We start from the raw sequence: 24,101 nt of genomic DNA on the forward strand, positions 1-24,101 counted from the left end.
TAATTACCTACTAAATCGACGTAGCAATGGGCCTTTCAGGGGTAAAACGTCTCACCTATTTCGTGTTGCCTCAGCGGCAGCCGCCCGCAGCCGGGTGAAATCACCCTGGCTCACGAAGGCGTGCTGTTCCTCGATGAGCTTCCGGAGTTCGACAGGAAGGTGCTTGAGGTGCTTCGAGAGCCCCTGGAAGGCGGCGAAATCGTCATCGCCCGCGCCAGCGGCCGGGTGCGCTTCCCGGCGCGTTTCCAACTGGTGGCGGCGATGAACCCCTGCCCCTGTGGATATCTCGGCGACCCCAGCGGCCGCTGCCGCTGCACGCCGGAGCAGGTCCAGCGCTACCGCGCCAAGCTGTCCGGGCCGCTATTGGACCGTATCGACCTGCACCTGACGGTCAGCCGCGAAAGCACCAGCCTGGCGCCCAGCGGCCCCAGCACCAGCAGCGCCGAACTGGCCGTGCAGGTCGCCGCCGCACGCCAGCGCCAGTTGGACCGGCAAGGTTGCGCGAACGCCTTCCTCGACCTGAAGAAGATGCACCAATTCTGTGCACTGAGCGCCGAGGACCAGGCCTGGCTGGAGAAGGCCGGCGAGCGCCTGAACCTGTCGTTGCGCGCCCTGCACCGGATTCTCAAGGTGGCCCGCACCCTCGCCGACCTGCAGCAGGCGCAAGCCATCGGCCGGACGCATCTGGCCGAAGCGCTGCAATACCGCACCGGTCATTAGCAGCGCCAGAACGGCCGCATCGCCTCCAGCCGCGCCTGTTCGCGGCTGATGCCGATATCGCGCAGTTGCTCGTCGCTGAGTTCCAGTAGCTGCTTGCGGGTGCGCAGCCGGCGCCAGAACTGCTGCCAGCGGTTTTCCCGGGGGCCACCCGGTATCACGCGGGCCTCGGGAAGGCCCAGCAGTTCCTGTTGATACAGGGTCAGGCGTACATCGCTCATGCCGGTCATGTCGTCGCTCCTCCACGTTCGGGTTCACCGGATGTGGGATTAGCCTGACGAATTAGCAAAAAGCATTACAGATTCAACACTTCTGAATTTTCTCCATACAGAAAGGCGCTAAAAGCCTCTGAATGGCGTATTTTTGTTCGATCTGTACTGCTTTCAGCCAGCCACGACCGGCTTGGGAGATCTGTCATGAAGCGCTATGCACAGCTCGCCGCCACCCTCGGCGAACGTATCGAGCAGGGGCTGTACCGTCCCGGCGACCGCCTGCCCTCGGTGCGCGCGCTGAGCGAAGAACACGGCGTCAGCATCAGCACGGTGCAGCAGGCCTACCGCGTGCTGGAGGACTCCGGGCTGGTGGAGCCACGGCCGAAATCCGGCTACTTCGTGCCCGAACGCCGCCACCTGCCGCCGCTGCCGGCGATGACCCGGCCGGCGCAACGGCCGGTGGACGTGTCGCAATGGGACCAGGTGCTGGAACAGGTGCGCTACGCACCCGGCAGCGACTTCGTCCAACTCGGGCGCGGCACGCCGGATGTCACCAGCCCCTCGCTCAAGCCGCTGCAGCGCGCCATGGTGCATGCCGCTCGACGCACCGACGTACACAGCCTCGGCTACGAGGGCATCCAGGGTTCGCTGGCGCTGCGCGAGCAGATCGCCCGGCTGATGCTCGACTCCGGCTGCCAGGTGCCGCCCAGTGAGATCGTCATCACCACCGGGTGCCAGGAGGCGCTGGCGATCACCCTGCGCGCCATCTGCCAGCCGGGGGACATTGTCGCCATCGACTCGCCGAGCTTCCACGGCGCCATGCAGGCACTGAAGGCCTATGGGCTCAAGGCACTGGAAATCCCCACCGACCCGATCAATGGCGTCAGCCTGGAGGCACTGGAGCTGGCCATGGAGCAGTGGCCGGTGAAGCTGATCCTGCTCACCCCCAACTGCAACAACCCGTTGGGCTACATCATGCCCGACGCGCGCAAGCGCGCCTTGCTGTGCCTGGCGGCGCGCTATGACGTGCCGATCCTGGAAGACGATGTCTATGGCGAGCTGGCCTATGCCTTCCCGCGGCCACGCAGCATCAAATCCTTCGACGCCGACGATCGCGTGCTGCTGGCCAGCTCCTTCTCCAAGACCGTGGCGCCGGGCCTGCGCACCGGCTGGGTGGTGCCGGGGCGTTACCTGGACCGCATCCTGCACTTCAAGTACATCGCCAGCGGCACCTGCGCGCCGCAGCCGCAGATGGCCCTGGCCGAGTTCGTCGGCGGCGGCCACTACGAGCCGCACATCCGCCGCATGCGCGCGCAGTATCAGCGCCACCGCGACCTGATGACCGAATGGATCGGCCGCTACTTCCCTGAAGGCACCCTGGCCAGCCGGCCGCGTGGCGGCTTCATGCTCTGGGTGGAGATGGACGAGCAGTTCGACAGCGTGCGGCTCAACCACGAGCTGCGCCGCGACAACGTGCAGGTGGCGGCGGGCAACATCTTTTCCGCCTCGGGCAAGTACCGCAATTGCATCCGGATGAACTACTCCAGCCGCGACCTGGCGCGGATCGAGGACGCCGTGCGCAAGGTCGGCGCCTGCGCCACGCGGCTGACCGCCGAGCGCCGCGCGCAGGACGAGGAACTGCTGCCGGCCTGACGGGAAACATTTATCCACAGCCTGGCGCTGCCGTGCGGCGCCGGGCTGCTGTACCTTCCGCCTTTCCGCAAGGCACTCTCGATTCAAGGCGCTCGCGTTGACCAGTCTCACCCTCGGCTCCCTGGCCATTCCCCTGCCCCACGTGCTGCTCTACCTCGGCTTCTTCGCCGCGCTCTTCGCCGGCTGGCTGGCCGGGCGCAAACGCGGCGCCAACCCCGAGGGCGCGCTGTTCAGCATGCTCGTCGGGGGCCTGCTGGTGGCGCGGCTGGCCTTCGTCGCGCGCTACGCCGAGCAGTATGCCGCCACGCCACTGGGCATCGTGGATATCCGCGACGGCGGCTTCCTCGCCCTGCCGGGCATCCTCGCGGCGGTGGTGGTCGGTGGCCTGCTGGCCTGGCGCAAGGCCGCACTGCGCCGGCCGCTGGCGGTGGCCGCGCTGGTGGGGGCCTGCGTCTGGGGTGGAGGCAATGCCGTGGTTTCGGCGCTGGACCGCAGCCAGCAGATTCCCGCGCTGACGGTGCTGGACCTGCGTGGCCAGCCGGTCGACCTGCGCGCCCTGGATGGCCGGCCACTGGTGGTCAACCTCTGGGCCAGCTGGTGTCCGCCCTGCCGACGCGAAATGCCGGTGCTGGAAGCCGCGCAGCAACAACGCAGCGACGTGCGCTTCCTGCTGGTCAACCAGGGCGAATCCGCCGAAGCCGTGCAGCGCTTCCTCCGCGACCAGGGCCTGAGCGATGCGGCGGTGCTGCTCGACAGCGGCAACCGCCTGGGCCAGGCCACCGGCGCCTACGGCATGCCCACCACGCTGTTCTACGACGCCCAGGGGCGCCTGAGACACAGCCAGATGGGCGAACTCTCCGCCGCCAGCCTGGAATATGGGCTGGGCCGGCTCAAGGGCGCCGACTGACGTCACCTCCCGGCACAGCCGTTCGACAGGCTGCTTCTACCGAGGTCTTGAGCAAGGGAAAGTCACGGCTGGCACTCAACCTGAACACAACCTCGAGAATGTTCGAGATCAGCCTTGAAATACCAAAAAGCTATCGACTAACAGCATTCAGATCAAAGAAAGCTATCAATTTGTGCTAGAATGTTGCGTCTTCCGCCCTCAGGGTGGCAATCCGATAACAAGGAGAGCTAGCTCAAGATGGAGACACCTTCCCGCCCCCGGAGCACCTTGAACCCTCCGGTTTTCTATACCTCCGCCGTACTCATCCTCGCCCTCGTCGCCTTCGCGACGCTGCTGCCGGAGCAAGCCCAGTCGCTGTTCGGCCTGGTGCAGAAATGGATCATCAGCAACGCCAGCTGGTTCTATGTCCTCGCCGTGGCGCTGGTGCTGATCAGCGTGGTCTTCCTCGCCGTCAGCCGTTACGGCGACATCCGGCTCGGCCCCGACCACAGCCGCCCCGACTACCGCAACACCACCTGGTTCGCCATGCTGTTTTCCGCCGGCATGGGCATCGGCCTGATGTTCTTCGGCGTCGCCGAACCCGTCATGCACTTCATCGCGCCACCTGTCGGTGAGCCGCACACCGTGGAAGCGGCGCGCGAAGCGATGAAGCTGACCTTCTTCCACTGGGGCCTGCACGCTTGGGCGATCTACGCCATCGTCGCGCTGATCCTGGCCTTCTTCAGCTTCCGCCACGGCTTGCCGCTGACCCTGCGCTCGGCGCTCTACCCGCTGATCGGCGAACGTATCTACGGCCCCATCGGCCACGCGGTGGATATCTTCGCGATCATCGGCACGGTATTCGGCGTGGCGACCTCGCTGGGCTACGGCGTGCTGCAGATCAACAGCGGCCTGCACTTCCTGTTCGGCTGGCCGGTGAACCAGACGGTGCAGGTGATCCTGATCGCCGTGACCTGCGGCCTGGCCACCCTCTCGGTCGCCAGCGGCCTCGACCGCGGCATCCGGATCCTCTCCGAGTTGAACCTGGGGCTGGCGGTCATCCTGCTGCTCTTCGTGCTGGTCCTCGGCCCCACCGTGTTCCTGCTGCAGACCTACGTGCAGAACACCGGGGCCTACCTCTCGGAAATCGTCAACAAGACCTTCAACCTGTACGCCTACCAGCCCACCGACTGGATCGGCGGCTGGACCCTGCTCTACTGGGGCTGGTGGTTGTCGTGGTCGCCCTTCGTCGGGCTGTTCATCGCACGCATCTCGCGCGGGCGGACCATTCGCGAGTTCGTCTGCGGCGTGCTCTTCGTCCCTGCCGGCTTCACCCTGCTGTGGATGACCGTGTTCGGCGACAGCGCGATCCACATGATCCTCCAGGACGGCTTCACCCAACTGGCGGACGTGGTGAACCAGGACAGCTCGGTGGCGCTGTTCGCCTTCCTCGAACACTTCCCGCTGGGCAGCCTGATCTCGCTGGTCGCGGTGGCGATGGTGGTGGTGTTCTTCGTCACCTCGGCCGACTCCGGCGCGCTGGTGGTCGATATGCTCGCCTCCTCCGGCCACGACCACTCGCCGCTGTGGCAGCGCATCTTCTGGTCGGTGCTGATGGGCGTGGTGGCCATCGCCCTGCTGCTGACCGACGGGCTGAAAGCGTTGCAGACGGCGACCATCGCCAGTGCGCTGCCCTTCGCGATCATCCTGCTCGCCTCGATCTGGGGGCTGTTCAAGGCCCTGCACCTGGACGCCACCAAGCGCGGCATCCGCCACCAGGCGCTGAACTTCTCCCCCGCCCGCAGCCGCAGCAGCGAGGGCTGGCAGCGCCGCCTGCGCAACATCGCCATGTTCCCGCGGCGCAGCCATGTCAACCGCTTCATCGATGAGGTGGCGCGCCCGGCCTGCGAAGATGTCGCGGCCGAACTGCGCAAGCAGGGCTACGATGCCACCGTGACGACGGGCGACGACCGCCGGGTGCGGCTGGAGGTCGGGCATGGCACCGAGGTCGACTTCATCTACGAAGTCCGCCCGCGCGCCTTCACCACTCCCAGTTTCGTCATGCGCGATACCGAGGACACCAGCGAGTCGCGCAAGTACTTCCGCGCCGAGGTGCACCTCAAGGAGGGCGGCCAGGACTACGACATCATGGGCTGGGGCCGCGACGGGGTGATCAGCGACATCCTCGACCAGTACGAACGCCACCTGCACTTCCTGCACGTGGTGCGCTGAATGAAAGAGGCCGGCAAATGCCGGCCTCTTCGTTTCGGGCTTACTGGATCTCTTCGGGCTTCACGATCACCCAGTTCTTGTCGGCGGTGACCGTCTGGCCCAGCTTGGCCTGGGCCTCGGCGTTCTTCTTGATCATGCCGTTGAGCTGGTCCATGTACTTGGGCTTGCGGTTGACCCACAGGTGGATGCCGTTGTCGGCGGTGCCGTTGAACAGCATGTAGCCATCGCTGCTGGGGGTGTCGCCGCCGACCAGGATCGGGCGCTTCCACTGGTCGATGTAGGTAAGGATCGCGGCCTGCTTGCCAGCCATCCAGGTCGCCGGGGTCCACAGGTAGGGGGTGACTTCCAGGTCCAGGTTGGCCTTGGGATCGTACTTGCCGGCGGTGATCTGCTTGCGCGCAGTGGTCAGCTCGCCGCTCTTGCGGTCCTTGAGCAAGGTGGTGACGCCGATGACGTTCTCCGGCTTCACGTTGTAGCCGTACTTCGGATCGGAGGCGACCATCCGCACCAGCTCTTCGTGGGCGGCGGTCATCACGTAGACCTCGATGCCGTTCTCCATCAGCTTGTTGTACAGCTCGGTCTGGCCGGTGAAGACCTTGGGCGGGTTGATCTCGATGGGCTTGACCGCATCGCCTTCGTAGTAGGTGCTGGGGATCGGCTTGCCGTACGCCATCAGCTCGTCGACGTAGCCCTTGAGCTCCTTGAGGGTGAAGCCGGAGAACACCTGGGCGACCCAGGGGTAGCAGACCATGTCGTCGATTTCGCAGAGCCGGTAGTAGTAGCTGTTGAGGCTCTCCTTGTGGCCGTTCACGTCCTTGAACGGAATCAGCTTGAGCGAGGGATCGAGCTTCTCGCGGGTCAGCACGCCCTTCATTTCCAGGAAGGGCAGCAGCGATTCTTCCAGGTCGTAGCGGTAGCTGGTGTTGTCCATGTCGAAGACCGCGAAGGCGCCCTTGTTGGCGTTGGCGGCGATCAGGGCGTCGAGCTGTTTCGCGGCCGGCTCCGGCCAGTGCTTGAGCTCCGTGGCGGCGTTAGCGGTGGCGGCAACGGCGGTGCTGGCGAGAAGCAGGCTGGCGAGCAGAGTACGCATGGGCTTCATGGGGTTCCCCCGAGGTGGTCTTTTGGGTTGGAAAGAGCCCGTTGCGGGCTCCTCCCTGGACTAGTCCACCCATGACGCTAGCAAAGCTCTGTTTCAACTCGACTACTGAAGCCGACCTGGAACATCGTGTCCGCGCCAGGACGTGTCTGCCTGCGGCAGCGCTATTCGAGCAGTTCGACCGGCGGCAGCTGCATGGCCTGGACTTCGGCCTGGAGGAAGTCGCGCAACCGGCGCAGGCGCTCCTGCTGCCGGCGCGCCCGCGGCCAGACCAGGTAGTAGCTTTCGCCGCTGGCCACCGCGCTCGGCCAGGGCAGCGCCAGCCGGCCCTGGTTGGCGTCTTCGGCGACCATCACCAGGTCGCCGATGGACACGCCATAGCCCCGCGCCGCAGCGACTATGCCCAGTTCCAAGGTGTCGAAGACCTGCCCGCCCTTGAGCGAAACCTGCTCGCTCAGGTCCATGCGCTGCAGCCAGCGGCGCCAGTCGCGGCGGTCCGGCGTGGGGTGCAGCAGCTCGGCGCGGGCCAGGCGCTCGACGTCCCACGGACCGTCGTCGAGCAGCGCCGGCGAACCCACCGGAATCAGCCACTCGGGGAACAGCAGGGTGCCTTCCCAGTCCGGCGGGAAGTGCCCGGCGCTGAGCAGCACCGCGCAGTCGAAGGGCTCGTTGACGAAGTCCACCTGATCCACGTCCATCCAGGCGCTGGTCAACTGCACCTCGATATCGCTGTTGCGCATGCGGAAGTTGCTCAAGCGCGACAGCAGCCAGCGCATGGTCAGGGTCGAAGGCGCCTTCAGGCGCAGCACGCCCTCCTCCGCCCGCAGGCTGGAACAGGCGCGCTCCAGTGCGTCGAAGCCATCGCGCAGGCCGGGCAGCAGCAGGCGCGCCGGTTCGGTCAGTTCCAGTTTTCGGCCACGGCGCTGGAACAGACGGCAGGCGAAGTGCTCTTCCAGGGTCCTGATGTGACGGCTCACGGCGCTCTGGGTGATCGCCAGCTCCTCCGCGGCGCGGGTGAAGGACGCATGCCGGGCGGCGGCCTCGAAGGCGCGCAGGGCATAGAGGGGCGGCAATTGGCGGTTCATCGCGGGCTCCAGGGCGCAACCAGGCATGAGTATGACTCATGAATGGCATCGTTTTTTTCCTTTTGTGCCCGCCCGTACACACGCCAGAGAATGAGGCACTTTCCATTCGGAAGGCCCCACTGCGGGCCACCGCTGACTGAGCCTGACTCATGAAACGCCTGTACCGTGACGAACTCGCCGCCATACTGCGCCTGGCCGGCCCGCTGATCGCCGCCCAGCTGGCCTACGTGGCCATGGTGTTCACCGACACCGTGATGATGGGCAAGCTCGGCCGCGAGGCGCTGGCCAGTGGCGGCCTGGGCGCGTCCAGCTACGCGCTGGTCTCGACCTTCTGCGTCGGCGTGGTGGCGGCCACCGGCAACCTGGTCGCCATTCGCCACGGCGCGCGGGACACTTCTGGAGTAGTCCAGGCAACCCAGGCCGGCCTGTGGATCGGCCTCGCGCTGTCGCTGCTGGCGGGACTGCTGCTGTGGAACCTGGGGCCGATCCTGCTGACCTTCGGCCAGGCGCCGGAAACCGTCGCCGGCACGATGAGCTTCCTGCGCAGCATCGTCTTCGCCCTGCCCGGCTACATGGTCTTCATGGTGCTGCGCGGCTTCACCAGCGCCATCGAGCGCACCGGCCCGGTGATGGCGATCAGCGTGCTCGGCGCGCTGGCCAACTTCGCCCTGAACTATGCCTTCATCGAGGGCCTGTTCGGCCTGCCGCGCCTGGGGCTGGCAGGGATCGGCCTGGTCACCGCGGTGGTGATGAACGCCCTGCCGGTGATACTCGCGCTGTACCTGCGCTGGCACCCCGCCTACCGCGACTACCCGCTGCTGCGCGGGCTGTCGCGGCCGGACTTCAAGGTGATCGGCGAATCCCTGCGCCTGGGCCTTTCCATTGGCGGCACTTACGCGGTGGAGTCAGGGATGTTCACCGTGGCCACGCTGTGCATGGGCGCCATCGGCAGCACCGCGCTGGCCGCACACCAGATCGCCATCCAGTCGGTGTACGTGGCCTTCATGGTGCCGGTGGGGATTTCCTATGCGGTGACCTTCCGTATCGGCCAACACTACGGCGCCGGCCGGCTGGTCGAGGCGCGCCGCGCCGGACGCCTGGGAATCGGCTTCGGCGCCGCCTGCATGTTCGCCTTCGCCGCGCTGTTCTGGCTGGCCCCGGAGCTGGTCATCGGCCTGTTCCTCGACCACGACAATCCGGCCAACCAGGAGGTGGTGCAACTGGCCGTCAGCCTGCTGGCGATCGCCGCCTGGTTCGAGCTGTTCGACGGCACCCAGAGCATCGCCATGGGCGCGATCCGGGGCCTGAAAGATGCGCGCACCACCTTCCTGGTCGGGCTGGCGGGTTACTGGCTGGTCGGGGTGCCGATGGCCTTGCTGCTGGCCTTCCCGCTCGGCTGGGGACCCAGCGGCGTATGGTGGGGCCTGGCATCGGGGCTGGCTTGTGCGGCGATCGGCCTGTGCCTGGCGTTCGAAGCCAAGACCGCCCGACTGCTGCGGCCGCAGGCGACGGGCAGCGTCCTCGGCACTTGCTAGCTGTTGATCGAGTCCTGCAGGCGTAGCGCGCGGGTTCCGCCGAACACCAGGAAGCGCGCCAGCTCCGCCAGGGGCAGCGGCCGGCTGATCCCGTAGCCCTGGACCTGGTCGCAACCGAACTGGTTCAGCTGTTCCTGCTGTTCGACGGTCTCGACGCCCTCAGCCACCACCTCGAGGTTGAGGTTGTGCGCCAGGTTGATCATCGCCCGCACCAGTTGCAGGTTTTCTGGACGCTCCTGCATGTCGCCGACGAAGCTCTTGTCGATCTTCAGCAGGGTGATCGGCAGGCTGCTGAGGTGTACGAAGGATGAGAAGCCGGTGCCGAAGTCATCCAGGGAGAAGCGCACGCCCAGCCGGCCGAGGACCTGCATGGTCTGCAGCACCTTGTCGCTGCGACGCATCACGGCGGTTTCGGTGAGCTCGAACTCCAGCCAGCGGGCATCCACGCCGCGCAGGCGGATCAGGCGCTCCAGGGTCGGCAGCAACTGGCCGTCCTGGAACTGGCGGAACGACAGGTTGATCGCCATGTGCAGCGGCGGCAGGCCTCGCCCGCGCAGCCATTGCATGTCGCGCAGGGCGCGGGAGATCACCCAGTAGCCGAGCGGCACGATCAGCCCGCTTTCCTCCGCCAGCGGCACGAAGTCCCCCGGCATCAGCAGGCCGCGTTCGGGATGACGCCAGCGCACCAGCGCTTCCAGGCCGACGATGTGGCCATCCTTAAGGTCCAGGCGCGGCTGGTAGTGCAGTTCCAGCTCGTCGCGGCGCAAGGCACGGCGCAGTTCGCTCTCCAGATCGGCGAGGCTGCGCGCGCCACGGTTGATGCGCTCGTCGAACACATGGAAGGTGCAGCCCTGGCGGGCCTTGGCCTGCTGCATGGCGATGTGCGCGTGCCACATCAGCGGGTCGGCGCCATCGCCGGCGTGAGCGTGGGCCATGCCCAGGCTGCAACCCAAGAGCAGGCTTTCCCCCTCCACCCGGTAGGGCTCGCCGAGGACCTCGACGATGCGTTCGGCGACCCATTCCACCCGCTCCGGATCGTGGCGGGTATCCAGCAGCAGGGCGAATTCGTCACTGCCCAGACGGGCGATGAGATCACCGTTGTCCAGTTGGGCCTTGAGTCGGTCGACCACCTGCAGGATCAGCCGGTCCCCGGACTGGTGACCGAGGGCATCGTTGACGTGGCGGAAGTTGTCCAGGTCCAGGTGCCCCAGCGCCAGGCCGCGGCCACCGCACTCGCTCAGGCGGGCGGCGAGCAGGGTCTGGAAGCCCTGGCGGTTGGCAATGCCGGTAAGCGGATCCTGTTCGGCCAGGTTCTGCAGGGTGTTCTGCAGCGAGGCGCGTTCGCGCACGTAGCGCAGGCAGCGGCGTAGCACTTCGACGCTGAGGCTTTCCGCGGCCAGCCAGTCGGCAACGCCCACCGGCTCCTGTGTGGGCTCGCGTTCGAGCAGCAGGACCATCGGCAGGTGGCATTGCTGGGAGGATGGCAGCTTGCCAGGCGTGGCCAGGACCAGGCCGACCTGGCCTTCATCGAACAGGCTGCTGGCGGCCTGCCAGGACGGTGCTGTGATCAGGGAATAGCCCTGCCCCAACGCGGCCAGATATCCGCGAAGTAGCTGGGCCCACTGCGGCGCTTCCGCCAGCAGGAGCAGGCGCGCTGGTTCGACCGACGCTGCCACGCGACCCCCGTCATGCGATGGGAAGAAACCTGGCGCCGTCCCTGTGCCCGTCCTTCCGGTTTTGAAGCCTCCGCCGCCTCCGGCTCCCCGGATACAAACGAGACTTCAGAGAAACTCTTAAGAGTTTTCTTCAAGTATTGCTCACACAAGCCTAATACATGTACGGATTTATCCAAAATAAGGAAGTACGATCCCGTCACAGATCGCCGCTATTCCGAGCGGCACCCCGACGCCCGGCACGGCCTGCTAGAATACGCGCCCGCTCCACTACAGACCCCCGCCCTTCATGTCCCGACTCAATCCCCGGCAGCAAGAGGCCGTGAACTACGTCGGCGGCCCGCTCCTGGTGCTGGCCGGCGCCGGCTCCGGCAAGACCAGCGTGATCACCCGCAAGATCGCGTACCTCGTGCAGCAATGCGGCATCCGCGCCCAGTACATCGTCGCCGTGACCTTCACCAACAAGGCCGCCCGCGAGATGAAAGAGCGCGTCAGCACCCTGTTGCGCCCGGGCGAGGGCAAGGGCCTGACCGTCTCCACCTTCCACAACCTGGGCCTGAACATCATCCGCAAGGAGCACGCGGCCCTGGGCTACAAGCCCGGCTTCTCGATCTTCGACGAGAGCGATGTGAAGGCGCTGATGACCGACATCATGCAGAAGGAGTATTCCGGCGATGACGGTCTGGACGAGATCAAGAACCTGATCGGTGGCTGGAAAAACGACCTGATCCTTCCGGAAGAAGCGCTGGAAAAGGCGCGCAATCCCAAGGAACAGACCGCCGCGATGGTCTACCTGCATTACCAGCGCACGCTCAAAGCCTACAACGCGGTGGACTTCGACGACCTGATCCTGCAGCCGGTGAAGCTGTTCCAGGAGCACCCGGAAATCCTCGATAAGTGGCGCAACCGCGTGCGCTACATGCTGGTGGACGAGTACCAGGACACCAACGCCAGCCAGTACCTGCTGGTGAAGATGCTGGTGCAGCAGCGCGCGCACTTCACCGTGGTGGGCGACGACGACCAGTCGATCTACGCCTGGCGGGGCGCGCGCCCGGAAAACCTGATGCAGCTGAAGGAAGACTTCCCCTCGCTGAAGGTGGTGATGCTGGAGCAGAACTACCGTTCCACCAGCCGCATCCTGAAGTGCGCGAACATCCTGATCGCCAACAACCCCCACGTGTTCGAGAAACAGCTGTGGAGCGAGATGGGCGAAGGCGACCCGATCCGGGTGATCCGCTGCCGCAACGAGGAAGCCGAGGCCGAGCGGGTGGCCGTGGAAATCCTCACCATCCACCTGAAGACGCAGCGGCCCTACAGCGAATTCGCCATCCTCTACCGGGGCAACTATCAGGCGAAGCTGATCGAGCTGAAACTTCAGCACCACCAGATTCCCTATCGTCTGTCGGGCGGCACCAGCTTTTTCGGACGCCAGGAAGTGAAGGACCTGATGTCCTACTTCCGCCTGCTGGTGAACCCGGACGATGACAACGCCTTCCTCCGCGTGATCAACGTGCCGCGCCGGGAAATCGGCTCCGCGACCCTGGAGAAGCTCGGCAACTATGCCACCGAGCGCGGTTGCTCGATGTTCAACGCCGCCGGGGAGCTGGGCCTGTCCGAACACCTGGACGCCCGCTACATCGAGCGCCTGCAACGCTTCAAGCGCTTCATCGACAAGGTCCGCGAGCAGTGCGCCGGCAACGACCCGATCGGCGCGCTGCGCAGCATGGTGATGGATATCGACTACGAGAACTGGCTGCGGCAGAACGCTTCCAGCGACAAGGTCGCCGATTTCCGCATGGGCAACGTCTGGTTCCTCATCGATGCGCTGAAGAACACCCTGGAGCGCGACGAAGAAGGCGACATGACCATCGAACAGGCCATCGCCAAGCTGGTGCTGCGCGACATGCTGGAACGCCAGCAGGAAGAGGAAGAAGGCGCCGAGGGCGTGCAGATGATGACCCTGCATGCGTCCAAGGGCCTGGAATTCCCCTACGTGTTCATTCTCGGCGTAGAAGAAGAAATCCTTCCGCACCGCTCCAGCATCGAGGCCGACACCATCGAGGAAGAGCGGCGCCTGGCCTACGTGGGCATCACCCGGGCGAAGAAGAACCTGGCCATGACCTTCGCCGCCAAGCGCAAGCAGTACGGCGAGATCATCGACTGCTCGCCCAGCCGCTTCCTCGACGAGCTGCCGCCGGAGGACCTGGTCTGGGAAGGCCAGGAGGACGCGCCGGTGGAGGTCAAGGTGGCCAAGGGCAACTCCGCGCTGGCGGATATCCGGGCGATGCTCAAGCGCTGATCCCCGTAGGGCGTATGACGCTCCGCGTCATACGCCGACTGACCTCGGTCTCACGGCACTCCGAAATTGGCTACGGAGTTGGCGGTGAGGTCGGTGTATCGGCGTACAACCGCGAACGGTTGTACGCCCTACGATGGCCAGCAGTCTCCCTCCCTCGAAAAACTGTCCACCTGATCAGCAATTGCATTGGTCGGAACGTCGCGCAGAACCCCACTGGCGTTGTAGAATTACGCGCTTCATCAGCGGCAGCCGCTCCGGAAGCACCCCCGTGAACACTCTCAAAGACAAAATTCGCAGCGAAGGCATCGTTCTTTCCGAACAGGTCCTCAAGGTAGACGCCTTCCTCAACCACCAGATCGACCCGGCGCTGATGAAGCAGATCGGCCACGAGTTCGCCGAACGCTTCAAGAACCAGGGCATCACCAAGATCGTCACCATCGAGGCCTCGGGCATCGCCCCGGCGGTCATGGCCGGCCTCGAGCTGGGCATTCCGGTGATCTTCGCCCGCAAGTTCCAGTCGTTGACGCTGAAGAATGACCTGCTGATCTCCAAGGTCTTCTCCTTCACCAAGCAGACCGAAAGCACCATCGCCATTTCCGCCAAGCACCTGACTGCTGCCGACCACGTGCTGGTGGTGGACGACTTCCTCGCCAACGGCCACGCCGCCAAGGCGCTGATCGACCTGATCCAGCAGGCGGGCGCGAGCATCGCCGGCCTGGGCATCGTCATCGAGAAGTCCTTCCAGGAAGGCCGCGCCCTGCTGGAAAGCGAAGGCTATCGGGTGGAATCCCTGGCCCGGGTGAAGTCCCTGGCGAGCGGCAAGGTCGAGTTCCTCGAGGACTGATCCACCGCTCAACGAAAAAGGCGGGCGCCGCAAGGGCCCGCCTTTTTTCAGGCCTGCATTCCGGTTTTCCGTAGGAGCGGATCCTATCCGCAATCCGCCGGCAGGCGGCCGTACAGCCTGGAAGACTTGCGGACAAGGTCCGCTCCTACAGACGGTCGACGGGGTTACTGGTCCGGCTCGGCGCTGGCCTTCAGACCGACCAAAACCAACCGCTGGTAAAGCTCCTCGCGTATCCCCTCCGGGCTCGCCAGCCCCATGCGCTCCAGATGCGCCGCATAGTCTTCCGGCTCCGGCGCATCCAGCGTCGCCTTGCCCAGCTCAAGTATTTCGCTCAGACGCAGCTTGCTCTTCAACCACTCCAGCGCCCGCAGCAGATCGCGCTCTTCCCCGGTGAAGTCGCAACCCAGCGGGAATTCCGGCAGCAGTCGGTGCAACCCGCGCGTCGCTTCGCGCAGGCGCTCGGGAGTATTGTCGCGGTAGCGCGCATCCAGCTCGAAATCCTCCGGCAGCTTGCCGGCCGCCTTGGCCTGGGCGATCAGCCCGTCCTGGAAGCGCGAGTCGGCGATCGACAGCATCGCCGCGATCACCTCGGCGTCATTCCTGCCGCGCAGGTCGGCGATGCCGTACTCGGTCACCACCATGTCGCGCAGGTGACGCGGGATGGTGGTGTGGCCGTAGCTCCAGACGATGTTGGAACTCAGCTCGCCCTCCGACTCGCGCCAGCTGCGCAACATCAGGATGGAGCGCGCGCCCTCCAGCTCATGGGCCTGGGCGACGAAGTCATATTGTCCGCCGACACCGCTGAGCACCCGGCCGTCCTCCAGTTGGTCGGCCACGCCGGCCCCCAGCAGGGTGGCGGTGAAGGCGCTGTTGATGAAACGCGCGTCGCAACGCTGCTCGCGCTTGAGCTCCCCGTCGCGGTGCAGGTTGTTGACGAAGCCGATGCCGGTCATGCCGATACCGGCCCGCTCTTCGTGGGACATCTCGCGCAGGCGCTGGTAGAAGGCCTGCGGGCCGAGGAAAAAACCGCCATGCAGCCACACGCCCGGTTCGCCCGGCGCGGCACCAGGCCGCGCGGCCACCCGCCGGCTGAGTACCCCGGCTTCGGCCAATGCCAGCAGGCCAGGCACGAACATTTCGCTGCAGCCATACAGACCCTTCACGAACGCGCCAGTGCCACCCTCCCGCTCGATCAGCTCGGCATACCGTGCATCGACATCGATTCGCCGCAGCAGCTCGCGGTACGAGGCGTTATCGCGATGGCGGGTGAGCAGTGCCGAGGTCAGTGCATCACCCATGATGCCAATGCCGATCTGCAACGTGCCGCCATCGCGTACCAGGCTGCTCGCATGCAGACCGATGCAGTGATCCTGCAGCCCCACCGGCAGGTTGGGCGTGGAGAACAGCGTGCTGCTGTCGCCCGGGGCATCGACCAGCAGGTCGAAGAAATCCTCCTCCACCTCCGCGTCGCCGGGCATGTAGGGCAATTGCTCGTGGACCACACCCACGGTGACGATGGTCTCACCCGTTGCACGGCGACGCTGCAGCATCGGCAACAGGTCGAGGGTGACGTCGGGGTTGCAGGCCAGGCTAAGCTTGCCCGGCCGCGCCGGGTCACGGGCCACCAGCTGGGCAACGGCGTTGATACCCTTGGCATTGATGTCCCGCGCCACATGGCTGTAGTTGCAGCTGATGTAGTTCTGTTGGGCCGGCGCGCTGTCCAGCAGGCTGCCGGGTTGCAGGTAGAACTCCTCGACACGGATGTTCTCCGGCAACGTGCCGTTGCGCAGATCGTGCAGGTAGTCCAGTTCGGGGTAGTCGCCGTAGACGCGCTCGACGAAGGGCTCCAGGAAACGCTGCTGCAACTCGCCTGCGGCCTGCGGGCGGCCCAGGGAAAGCGCGGTATAGAGTGTCAGGCGGCGCCGGGGATTCTCGCGTATGTGTCGGTACAGCGCATTGGCCAGCTGGTTGGGCTTGCCCAGTCCGATTGGCAGGCCGAGACGGATGTGCCCATCCAGACGCCGGAGCAATTGTTCGACGGCGGTATCAAGTGAGCAGGATTGCACCGGATTTCCCTCCTGATTCGCGTCAGTGACAGGAGTTTGGACCGGTCCTGGCGCACAATGCTCCGCAAATCGCGGGCATGAAAAAGCCGCCCGGAGGCGGCTCTTTCGGCACAGGTCAGCGATTACAGGCCGGACATGTGATGAATCGCGGCTTTCAGCTCGTCATCCGAGCAGTCGGCGCAGGTGCCCTTCGGCGGCATGGCGTTGATGCCGGAGATGGCCTTGGCCAGCAGGCCGTCGATACCACCCTGTTCCTTCGCACGCTTGCCCCAGTCGGCCTTGTCGCCGATCTTCGGCGCGCCCAGCAGGCCGCTGCCGTGGCAGTTGGTGCAGACCTTGCCGACGATCTCTTCGCCCGAACGCGGAGCGCCACCGCCACCGGCCGAAGCCACGGCGCCAACGCCTGCGCATTCCTGACCCTGCACGCAGACTTTCCCCACTGGTTCCAGACGCTTGGCAATGGCGTCATCGTTGGTCGCGGCCTGAGCGCTTACAGCCCACAGGGCCAGCACGGCAGCTTGGGCTGCCAGCATTTTTTTAATCAGGTTCACCCTTTCACCCTCATCGTGGCTTATCACACCCGGGCGCGGTAGCAGTCATCACAGTCTCGGGCCGCGCGGGCGGGCGCAAGTATAACGGCAAAGCCGACAAGCTCGAAACAATTGCTCTGCCTTGCCGGGCCTTGCGGCATTAGGTCGCAGCTGGTCTGGCCGGTCCTACCGGCTGTTCAAAAATTTGCCGGTGTGGTGGCGCTGATCAGCCGCGCCGGGGCATCGAACGGATTGCGGAAACGGTGGGGCTTGGTGCTGTCGAAATAGTAGCTGTCGCCACGTTCCAGGACGAAAGTCTCGTCGCCGACGGTCAGCTCCAGACGGCCTTCAACCAGTACGCCGGTCTCTTCGCCTTCGTGGGCATACATGTCGTCGCCGGTGTCGGAGCCCGGCGGATAGGTCTCGTCGAGCAGGGTGATGGCGCGGCTGGGATAGTCCTTGCCAACCAGCTTCATGATGATCGAGCCACTGGACAGGTCGCTGAGTTCGTCTGCCTTGTAGACCACCGGAGTGTTGCTGTTCTGCTCCAGGTCCAGGGAGAAGAACTCGACCAGGGACATCGGAATACCACCCAGCACTTTCTTCAGCGAGCTGATGGAGGGGCTGACGCTGTTCTTCTCGATCATCGAGATCGTGCTGTTGGTCACACCCGCCCGTTTGGCGAGTTCGCGCTGGGACAAACCTTTGAGCTTACGGATGGCTTGCAGACGAGCACCGACGTCCAAGGGTGGGGTCCTCCTTATTCTTGTGTTCAGGCAGGCGCTGAAAGGCAGAACCCGCCAACGGCTTGAGCCGAGCGGGTTCCAAGTGCCACGTATCATGGCAACACCGTTCAGTATTTACAACAGATCGGCTGTCGATCCTGCGCAAACTTTACGGACGGTATCCGTCACTCGCCGCTATAGACCCGCGGCACGCGCTTGAGGTTGCAGAACAGCTGGTAGGGAATGCTGCCGCAGAGCGCGGCGAGCTGGCTGGCGGGGACGTTCGGCCCCCAGAGTTCGACGCGGCTGCCCAGGCCGGCTTGCGGCAGGTCGGTCAGGTCCACGGTGAGCATGTCCATGGACACGCGGCCGATGATGCGGCTGGGCTTGCCGTCGATGAACACCGGCGTGCCGTCCGGCGCATGGCGCGGATAGCCGTCGGCATAGCCCATGGCGACCACGCCGACGCGTACCGGGCGATCGGCGACGAAGCGCGCGCCGTAGCCCACCGGCTCACCGGCGGGCAGTTCGCGGAGGCTGATGACCTTGGATTCCAGGGTCATCACCGGGCGCAGTTGATCGGCCAGCGGGTGCGCCTGTTCGAACGGAGTGGCGCCGTAGAGCATGATGCCGGGGCGCACCCAGTCGCTGGGCACGTCGGGCCAGCCGAGGATGCCGGGAGAGTTGCGCAGGCTGACCTCATGGCCCTGACCGGCGGCTTCGCGCACGGCCTGGAAGGCGGCGACCTGCTCCTCGGTGCGCGGGCAATCCAGCTCGTCGGCACGGGAGAAGTGACTCATCAGCACGACCTTGGCCACGTGGGGCAGCGCCTTCAGGCGAGCCAGCGCGGCGGCATAGTCCTGCGGGAAGAAGCCGACGCGGTGCATGCCCGAGTCCATCTTCAGCCACACGGTGAGCGGCTTGCTCGGACGGGCGCGCTCGATGGCATCCAGCTGCCAGGCCGAGTGCACCACGCACCAGAAATCATGGGCGTCGATCAGTTCCAGCTCGCTGGCCTCGAAGAAACCTTCCAGCAGCAGGATCGGCGCGCGGATGCCGGCTTCACGCAGCTCCAGTGCTTCCTCGATGCAGGCCACAGCAAAACCATCGGCCTCGCCCTCCAGGGCACGGGCACAGACCACGGCGCCATGGCCGTAGGCATCGGCCTTGACCACCGCCAGCGCTCGGGCGCCGCTGACTTCACGGGCCAGACGGTAATTGTGGCGCAGGGCGGCAAGATCGATCAGGGCACGGGCGGGACGCATGGCGAGACTCTCTTTTTAGGTTGAAACAGACGCGAAGAAAACGAGCGAAAAAAACCCGGCGCTACGGCCGGGCCACGCAAAAAACAATCAGGGCAGTGCGGCGACGATGGAGATCTCGACGAGGATCTCCGGGTAGCACAGCGCCGCCTGGACGGTGGCGCGGGCCGGGGCACAGCCCTGCGGGACCCACTGGTCCCAGACGCCATTCATGCCGGCGAAGTCGGCCGCGACGTCCTTCAGGTAGATGGTCGCCGAAAGGATCCGCGACTTGTCGGTGCCGGCCTCGTCGAGCAGGCGCTCGATGCTGGCCAGGACCTCGCGGGTCTGCTGTTCGACGCCAACGGAGAGATCGTCCGCCACCTGGCCGGCGAGGTACACCGTGCCGTTGTGGGTGACGACCTGGCTCATCCGCTGATTAGTGTGCAGGCGCAGGATGGCCATTCTGGGCCTCCGAGGCATCGCCGTAGCGGGAAATGTCCAGACCTTCGGTGCTGATCTGCGGGCGCTTCTTCGCCATCAGGTCGGCGAGGTAGCGACCCGAGCCGCACGCCATGGTCCAGCCCAGGGTGCCGTGGCCGGTGTTCAGGAACAGGTTGCGGTAGCGGGTGGCACCGACGATCGGGGTGCCATCCGGGGTCGCCGGGCGCAGGCCGGTCCAGAACTCGGCCTTGCTGACGTCACCGCCTTCCGGGTACAGATCGGTGGTGATCATTTCCAGGGTGGCGCGGCGACGCGGGTTCAGCGACAGGTCGAAGCCGGCGATTTCCGCCATGCCGCCGACGCGGATGCGCTGGTCGAAACGGGTGATCGCGACCTTGTAGGTCTCGTCGAGGATGGTCGAGGTCGGCGCCATGTCCGGGTTGGTGATCGGTACGGTCAGCGAGTAGCCCTTGAGCGGGTAGACCGGGGCGTTGATGCCCAGCGGCTTGAGCATCTGCGGCGAGTAGCTGCCCAGTGCCAGCACGTAGCGGTCGGCGGTGACCAGCTGACCATCGACCCAGACGCCGTTGATGCGGTCGCCGGCGAAGTCCAGGCGCTGGATGTCCTGGCCGAAGCGGAATTCCACGCCCAGGGCTTTGGCCATCTCAGCCAGCTTGGTGGTGAACATCTGGCAGTCGCCGGTCTGGTCGTTCGGCAGTCGCAGGGCGCCGACCAGCTTGTCGGCCACCTTGCCCAGGGCCGGCTCGACGCGGGCGATGCCGGCGCGATCCAGCACTTCATAGGGAACGCCGGTGCTTTCCAGGACCGAGATGTCCTTGGCGGCGGCGTCGAGCTGCTCCTGGGTGCGGAACAGCTGGGTGGTGCCCAGGGAGCGGCCTTCGTAGGAAATGCCGGTCTCGGCGCGCAGTTCGTCGAGGCAGTCGCGGCTGTACTCGGACAGGCGCACCATGCGCTCCTTGTTCACCGCGTAGCTCTTGGCGTTGCAGTTGCGCAGCATCTGCCACATCCAGGCGTACTGGCTCGGGTCGCCGGTCAGCTTGATAGCCAGGGGCGCGTGGGTCTGCATCAGCCACTTCATGGCTTTCAGCGGGATGCCCGGGGCGGCCCAAGGCGAAGCGTAGCCAGGGGAGACCTGGCCGGCGTTGGCAAAGCTGGTTTCCAGGGCCGGACCAGGCTGGCGGTCGACGACGACCACTTCGAAGCCGGCACGGGCGAGATAGTAAGCACTGGCGGTACCGATCACACCGCTGCCAAGCACCAGAACACGCATTTTTGCCTCCCACGCCGCGTCAGGGACACGGACGTTTTTTATTCTGAACGTAGATGCGCGCAGTATAGGAAGTCCCGCTCAGCGATATTCACTGTTTGCGATGCGGTATTTGACGAAAAATCCTGGCAAAACTCGGTTTAGCGGAGGGACATCCACCAGGATAAGGGTGTTTTCACCCGAGACCGAATGGTCGAGGATCTGGCGAAAATTTCACCAGAACAGGAAGAAATATCGAACGACTATCAATCTGCCGGAATTTCTCTCGCGCAAGATTCCGTCAGCACGATTTACCTGCTTCCGCCGGCCATCCCCCTGCTTGTCGCCGCAAGCGGTGACAAGCAGGGAAATTCCCTTGGGATGCCTACTTGCGCACCCACTGGCCGTTGACCTGCACGTACTGCCCGGACGGCGTACGCTCGATGGCCTTCTTGCCGGCCAGGCTTTCCACGTCCTTGAGCGTGGCGCCGCTCTGGCTGGCGACCTTCTGGTACTCGGCGCGGCGCGCGGCGTTGATCTGCGCGGCGATGTCGGCAGCCTGTCCGCTGTTGCTGACGACGCCCAGGTAGCCGTCGGCCTGCTCGCCGACCAGGCCCTGGGACTTGGCGCCACCGAGGGCGGACATGGCCTGCTCCAGGCTCATCGCCATGACAGGCAGGCTGAGGCAGAGGGCGATCAGCGCGGTGCCCAGTTTGCGGTGCAATCTCATGAAAAGGCTCCTTCTCAGAACAGGCCGCTGTTCTCGTTGATGATGCCGTCGAGCGCCTTGTCGACCTTGATGTAGATCTCGTGCTCGATCTTCACGTTGAGGTTGATATTGATCGGCTCCTTGGGCGCCGCCAGTTGCACGGTGGGCGTGCAGCCCTGGACGAGGCCCGCCAGGAGCAGGAAAGGAAGTAAGGCGCGGAGGCGCATCGGGGTTCTCCTTGCGGTCATGGCGCGGCGGCCGGGTCATTGCGCAGGCGTTCCTGCACGCGCTTGCGGATGGTGTCGCTGACCCGGTCGCTCAGTTGCAGGCTGGTGAGCAGCTTGGGCACGTTCTCCTCCAGGTTGACGTTGAGGTTGATCGGCCGGCCCTGTTCCAGTGCGGGGTTGCTCCCGCTCAGGCTCAGGGCGAGCAGCAGCTTGCCGGTGTCATCATAATCCACCGTGCTGGAGAGCTTGTCGTAGCGGAAATCGTCGATAGCGGTCGCCAGCAACTGCATGGCCGGGTTGCTCTGGCCCAGCGAGCGGATCTTCTCCGAGCGGAACTGCAACACACCCGGCTCGCGCGCCGCGACCTGCCCGCCGTGAACATTCAATTTACCCTTCTCCAGGCGCAACGGCAGGGTGCCGTCGAGGGTCCCGGTGCCGGTCAACCCTTCGGCGGGATAGGCCTTGAGGATTGCCTCCAGCGACAGGCCTTCCAGCCTGAGCATCTGACCCTGGCCCGGCGCGGAAAGATCCACCGCGCCCGCCGGTAGCCAGGCGCGGCCATTGAACAGCGCCAGTTCCGCCTGCTGCCAATCGACACGGCCGGCCATCGGGGCCTTCAGCGATGCCTTGTAGCTGCCCTGCAGCGACAGCGGCCCCAGGGTCACGCCGGGGTTGAGCGCAGCGACCTTCAGTTGCGGTAATTGCAGCTCCAGCTGCGAGCCTTTCAGGTCGACCTTCGCCTGCAGGTCCAGCCCGTGGACTTCGCTGCGGTCGTAGACGCCTTCGAGCCCCTGCCCGCGCAGGTTCAGGTCGAGGCTCTGCGGCGCGCTGCCCGGCGACAGGCGCCAGTTCAGGTCCAGACTCGCCTTGCCGCTGTTCAGACTGAGCAGCGGCGGCCAGTCGGCCAGTGACTTTTCCAGCGGGTTGCCGGTGCGCAGGAAAAATTCCGGCAGACGCGCGCCCAGGCTCAGGCCCTTGCCGGCGGCGTTGGTCAGGTCGACCGTTGCGTCAAGTCCGCCGCCGTTCTGCAGCTGACCCTTGAACTGCTGGGCATCAAGGCTGACGGACAGGTCACCCTTGGCGTTCCAGGCCAGAGGTTTGAGGTGCGCCTGGCGCAGCTCGCCCAACGCCAGTTGCAGCGGCGCGGCCAGTTGCAGACCCAGCGGTGTGTCAGCGGGGTACGCCAGGTTGAAGGCACCTTTGCCGAGGGTCGCACTGAACTTGCTGATCCTGAGCCCTTGCGGCCCGTTCAGGCTGCCGATCTGCAGTTGCGGGCCGGCGGCGAAGGCCAGGGTCGCCGACTGCTCATCCACGCGACCATCGAAACTCAGATCGACGCGGCTGTTGTCCGCGCGCACGCCGGCCAGTTCCAGATGCGGGACCTTGCCCTCCAGCCGTGCCTCATTCAATTGCAGCGCCAACGGCGTGGCTTCCAGCAAAGCCACACGTGAGCGCAGGCGCAGATCGGCGGCACCCACGGCGCGCAGATCTGCCCGCACGCTGCCGGCTTCATCGTCCACGCCGGGCTCCAGGTGCAGCGTCAGGCGCGCCGGGCGAAGTCCGACCGGCAGCGCCTGCAGCCAGTCGCCATAGAGATCGGACAAGCGCAGATCGCCGCCAACCACCGAGGGCCGCCAACCTTTTTCACCGGCGTTGGCGACTAGCCGCAGGTCCCCCTGCAGGTTGCCCAGGCCGGGCAGCGGCCACGGCTGGGAGAGCTGCAAGGCAAGATCGACGTTACCCCGGCCATCACGCAGCCCCGGCCAGTCCGGCCAGGCGGCATCACCAGCCAGGGTAGTGTCCCAGTTCAGGCGCAGGCGCCCGGCTTCGGGTATCGGCAGCGGCAGGTTGGGGGTCGGCAGCCAAATGCCCAGCCAGTTGCGCACCGCCTGGATCGGCGGCACGGCCGGGCTGGCCAGGGTTCCGGACAACTGGCGGCTGGCCGGTGCCCAGCTGGACTGCAGGGACAGCAGCGGCTGGTTATCCAGAAAACTGTCCAGCTGCAGGCGCCATTGCCCCTCGCCGGGCTGCAGCAGTCCGTTGAAAGCCAACTGCTGGCCGCCCTGGCGCAGCTCCCCGCCCAGGGCGGCGGCGCCACCCTGCAGTTGCTCCCAATGCGCGCTGCCGTTCAGCGTGCAGCGCTGTTGGCGAGCACAGGGCAGCTCGACGCTCACCCGCTCCAGGGCCAGACGGCCAGGCAGCAGCGCCAGCCAGCGCGCCAGTTGTTCCGGCGCGGGCAACGCACCGTCGCTCCCTGTCGCCACCGCGTCCGGCCACTGCCGCACGTCGACGCTTTCGACCGAGACCTCCGCCAGCCGCCAGCGGTCGTCCGCATGCTGCGGCCAGCCCAGTTTCAGTTGCTCCAGGCGCACCGCGATCCGCCCGCCCTCCGGGGTCTGCCGCTGCAACGCCAGGTGCTCCAGCAGCAACCCCGCGCGCGAAATACCCAAGCCCTGCCACTGCTCGATACTCACGCCGGCGCCAGCCAGCAACCGCGGCACGGCCAGCCACAAGCCGCCCGCAGCCAGCGCCAGGATCAGCAACAGCAGCAGAAGGACAGTGCGCAGGCGCGGTAGCGACATGCCAGGCTCCGGGAAAACGTCTGGCTCCGCGCCTTGCGGCGGGAGTAATAGGTGTACAGGCTGGCCAACGAGCGGCGG

19 protein-coding genes and 1 pseudogene are annotated in these 24,101 nt (G+C 65.6%); 7 read left to right on the top strand and 13 right to left on the bottom strand.

Annotated elements, in window-relative coordinates:
* Positions 1–75: 75 nt before the first annotated feature.
* A pseudogene (locus SD196_RS26360) lies at positions 76–720 on the top strand (ATP-binding protein); the annotation flags it as partial.
* Here SD196_RS26360 and SD196_RS26365 read toward each other — a convergent pair.
* Positions 717–947 carry a DUF1127 domain-containing protein gene (locus SD196_RS26365; protein WP_275609241.1) on the bottom strand — a complete coding sequence of 77 codons (231 nt, stop codon included), beginning with the start codon at positions 945–947 and terminating at the stop codon, positions 717–719. The pseudogene SD196_RS26360 and the gene SD196_RS26365 overlap by 4 nt on opposite strands.
* A 186-nt stretch (positions 948–1,133) precedes the next feature.
* Here SD196_RS26365 and SD196_RS26370 point away from each other — a divergent pair, with 186 nt between their 5' ends.
* From SD196_RS26370 to betT, 3 genes are all read left to right on the top strand, one after another.
* On the top strand, positions 1,134–2,582 hold the full coding sequence (locus tag SD196_RS26370; RefSeq protein ID WP_275609242.1) for a PLP-dependent aminotransferase family protein: 1,449 nt from the start codon (positions 1,134–1,136) through the stop codon (positions 2,580–2,582).
* Positions 2,583–2,679: 97 nt separating this feature from the next.
* Positions 2,680–3,489 carry a TlpA disulfide reductase family protein gene (locus SD196_RS26375; RefSeq protein WP_343578107.1) on the top strand — a complete coding sequence of 270 codons (810 nt, stop codon included), beginning with the start codon at positions 2,680–2,682 and terminating at the stop codon, positions 3,487–3,489.
* Between the two features lie 237 nt (positions 3,490–3,726).
* The gene (betT, locus tag SD196_RS26380; RefSeq protein WP_343578108.1) at positions 3,727–5,700 is read left to right on the top strand and encodes a choline BCCT transporter BetT; all 1,974 of its coding nucleotides are present in this window, start codon (positions 3,727–3,729) and stop codon (positions 5,698–5,700) included.
* Between the two features lie 40 nt (positions 5,701–5,740).
* Here betT and SD196_RS26385 read toward each other — a convergent pair whose 3' ends face one another.
* Entirely contained in the window at positions 5,741–6,799 is a 1,059-nt protein-coding gene (locus tag SD196_RS26385) for a haloacid dehalogenase-like hydrolase (RefSeq protein WP_331319579.1), read from the bottom strand.
* Positions 6,800–6,960: 161 nt separating this feature from the next.
* Positions 6,961–7,881 carry a LysR substrate-binding domain-containing protein gene (locus SD196_RS26390; protein WP_275609246.1) on the bottom strand — a complete coding sequence of 307 codons (921 nt, stop codon included), beginning with the start codon at positions 7,879–7,881 and terminating at the stop codon, positions 6,961–6,963.
* Positions 7,882–8,030: 149 nt separating this feature from the next.
* On the opposite strand from SD196_RS26390, the gene SD196_RS26395 reads away from it, so the two are divergent.
* Positions 8,031–9,416: a NorM family multidrug efflux MATE transporter gene (locus tag SD196_RS26395; RefSeq protein WP_343578109.1), complete on the top strand. Its 1,386-nt coding sequence runs from the start codon at positions 8,031–8,033 to the stop codon at positions 9,414–9,416.
* Here the strand turns inward: SD196_RS26395 and SD196_RS26400 are convergent.
* Positions 9,413–11,092 carry a bifunctional diguanylate cyclase/phosphodiesterase gene (locus tag SD196_RS26400; protein ID WP_343578110.1) on the bottom strand — a complete coding sequence of 560 codons (1,680 nt, stop codon included), beginning with the start codon at positions 11,090–11,092 and terminating at the stop codon, positions 9,413–9,415. The genes SD196_RS26395 and SD196_RS26400 overlap by 4 nt on opposite strands.
* Positions 11,093–11,378: 286 nt before the next feature.
* Here SD196_RS26400 and rep point away from each other — a divergent pair, with 286 nt between their 5' ends.
* Together rep and SD196_RS26410 are read left to right on the top strand one after the other, a co-directional pair.
* Positions 11,379–13,388, top strand: coding sequence for a DNA helicase Rep (gene rep, locus SD196_RS26405; protein WP_331319576.1), 2,010 nt, complete (start codon positions 11,379–11,381; stop codon positions 13,386–13,388).
* Between the two features lie 268 nt (positions 13,389–13,656).
* Positions 13,657–14,232: a xanthine phosphoribosyltransferase gene (locus SD196_RS26410; protein WP_275609250.1), complete on the top strand. Its 576-nt coding sequence runs from the start codon at positions 13,657–13,659 to the stop codon at positions 14,230–14,232.
* Between the two features lie 164 nt (positions 14,233–14,396).
* Here SD196_RS26410 and SD196_RS26415 read toward each other — a convergent pair whose 3' ends face one another.
* From SD196_RS26415 to SD196_RS26455, 9 genes are all read right to left on the bottom strand, one after another.
* Positions 14,397–16,238: an acetyl-CoA hydrolase/transferase C-terminal domain-containing protein gene (locus SD196_RS26415; protein WP_416311781.1), complete on the bottom strand. Its 1,842-nt coding sequence runs from the start codon at positions 16,236–16,238 to the stop codon at positions 14,397–14,399.
* Between the two features lie 182 nt (positions 16,239–16,420).
* Positions 16,421–16,849 (bottom strand): c-type cytochrome, encoded by a 429-nt coding sequence (locus SD196_RS26420; RefSeq protein ID WP_331319575.1) that lies wholly within the window; start codon positions 16,847–16,849, stop codon positions 16,421–16,423.
* Positions 16,850–17,025: 176 nt separating this feature from the next.
* A complete protein-coding gene (locus SD196_RS26425) occupies positions 17,026–17,574 on the bottom strand; it encodes a cupin domain-containing protein (protein ID WP_207886750.1) in 549 nt (182 codons plus the stop codon).
* Positions 17,575–17,738: 164 nt separating this feature from the next.
* Entirely contained in the window at positions 17,739–18,818 is a 1,080-nt protein-coding gene (alr, locus tag SD196_RS26430; protein ID WP_416310863.1) for an alanine racemase, read from the bottom strand.
* 87 nt (positions 18,819–18,905) lie between these two features.
* Positions 18,906–19,259 carry a RidA family protein gene (locus SD196_RS26435; protein WP_275609253.1) on the bottom strand — a complete coding sequence of 118 codons (354 nt, stop codon included), beginning with the start codon at positions 19,257–19,259 and terminating at the stop codon, positions 18,906–18,908.
* The gene (dadA, locus tag SD196_RS26440; RefSeq protein WP_275609254.1) at positions 19,234–20,529 is read right to left on the bottom strand and encodes a D-amino acid dehydrogenase; all 1,296 of its coding nucleotides are present in this window, start codon (positions 20,527–20,529) and stop codon (positions 19,234–19,236) included. The genes SD196_RS26435 and dadA overlap by 26 nt, the downstream gene beginning before the upstream one ends.
* A gap of 361 nt (positions 20,530–20,890) precedes the next feature.
* On the bottom strand, positions 20,891–21,235 hold the full coding sequence (locus SD196_RS26445; RefSeq protein WP_331319571.1) for a YdbL family protein: 345 nt from the start codon (positions 21,233–21,235) through the stop codon (positions 20,891–20,893).
* Positions 21,236–21,249: 14 nt separating this feature from the next.
* Positions 21,250–21,441 (bottom strand): YnbE family lipoprotein, encoded by a 192-nt coding sequence (locus SD196_RS26450; protein WP_275609256.1) that lies wholly within the window; start codon positions 21,439–21,441, stop codon positions 21,250–21,252.
* Positions 21,442–21,458: 17 nt separating this feature from the next.
* Positions 21,459–24,023 (bottom strand): intermembrane phospholipid transport protein YdbH family protein, encoded by a 2,565-nt coding sequence (locus tag SD196_RS26455; RefSeq protein ID WP_416310864.1) that lies wholly within the window; start codon positions 24,021–24,023, stop codon positions 21,459–21,461.
* Positions 24,024–24,101 lie beyond the last annotated feature (78 nt).

Source organism: Pseudomonas macauensis (genome assembly GCF_047902425.1).
GTDB lineage: Bacteria > Pseudomonadota > Gammaproteobacteria > Pseudomonadales > Pseudomonadaceae > Pseudomonas.

Bases quoted from the DNA above. Each gene is read 5' to 3' on its own strand.
- SD196_RS26435 (WP_275609253.1), bottom strand. From the start codon at position 19,259: ATGGCCATCCTGCGCCTGCACACTAATCAGCGGATGAGCCAGGTCGTC.
- SD196_RS26455 (WP_416310864.1), bottom strand. From the start codon at position 24,023: ATGTCGCTACCGCGCCTGCGCACTGTCCTTCTGCTGCTGTTGCTGATC.
- SD196_RS26445 (WP_331319571.1), bottom strand. From the start codon at position 21,235: ATGAGATTGCACCGCAAACTGGGCACCGCGCTGATCGCCCTCTGCCTC.
- dadA (WP_275609254.1), bottom strand. From the start codon at position 20,529: ATGCGTGTTCTGGTGCTTGGCAGCGGTGTGATCGGTACCGCCAGTGCT.
- betT (WP_343578108.1), top strand. From the start codon at position 3,727: ATGGAGACACCTTCCCGCCCCCGGAGCACCTTGAACCCTCCGGTTTTC.
- alr (WP_416310863.1), bottom strand. From the start codon at position 18,818: ATGCGTCCCGCCCGTGCCCTGATCGATCTTGCCGCCCTGCGCCACAAT.
- rep (WP_331319576.1), top strand. From the start codon at position 11,379: ATGTCCCGACTCAATCCCCGGCAGCAAGAGGCCGTGAACTACGTCGGC.
- SD196_RS26450 (WP_275609256.1), bottom strand. From the start codon at position 21,441: ATGCGCCTCCGCGCCTTACTTCCTTTCCTGCTCCTGGCGGGCCTCGTC.
- SD196_RS26370 (WP_275609242.1), top strand. From the start codon at position 1,134: ATGAAGCGCTATGCACAGCTCGCCGCCACCCTCGGCGAACGTATCGAG.
- SD196_RS26385 (WP_331319579.1), bottom strand. From the start codon at position 6,799: ATGAAGCCCATGCGTACTCTGCTCGCCAGCCTGCTTCTCGCCAGCACC.
- SD196_RS26390 (WP_275609246.1), bottom strand. From the start codon at position 7,881: ATGAACCGCCAATTGCCGCCCCTCTATGCCCTGCGCGCCTTCGAGGCC.
- SD196_RS26395 (WP_343578109.1), top strand. From the start codon at position 8,031: ATGAAACGCCTGTACCGTGACGAACTCGCCGCCATACTGCGCCTGGCC.
- SD196_RS26365 (WP_275609241.1), bottom strand. From the start codon at position 947: ATGACCGGCATGAGCGATGTACGCCTGACCCTGTATCAACAGGAACTG.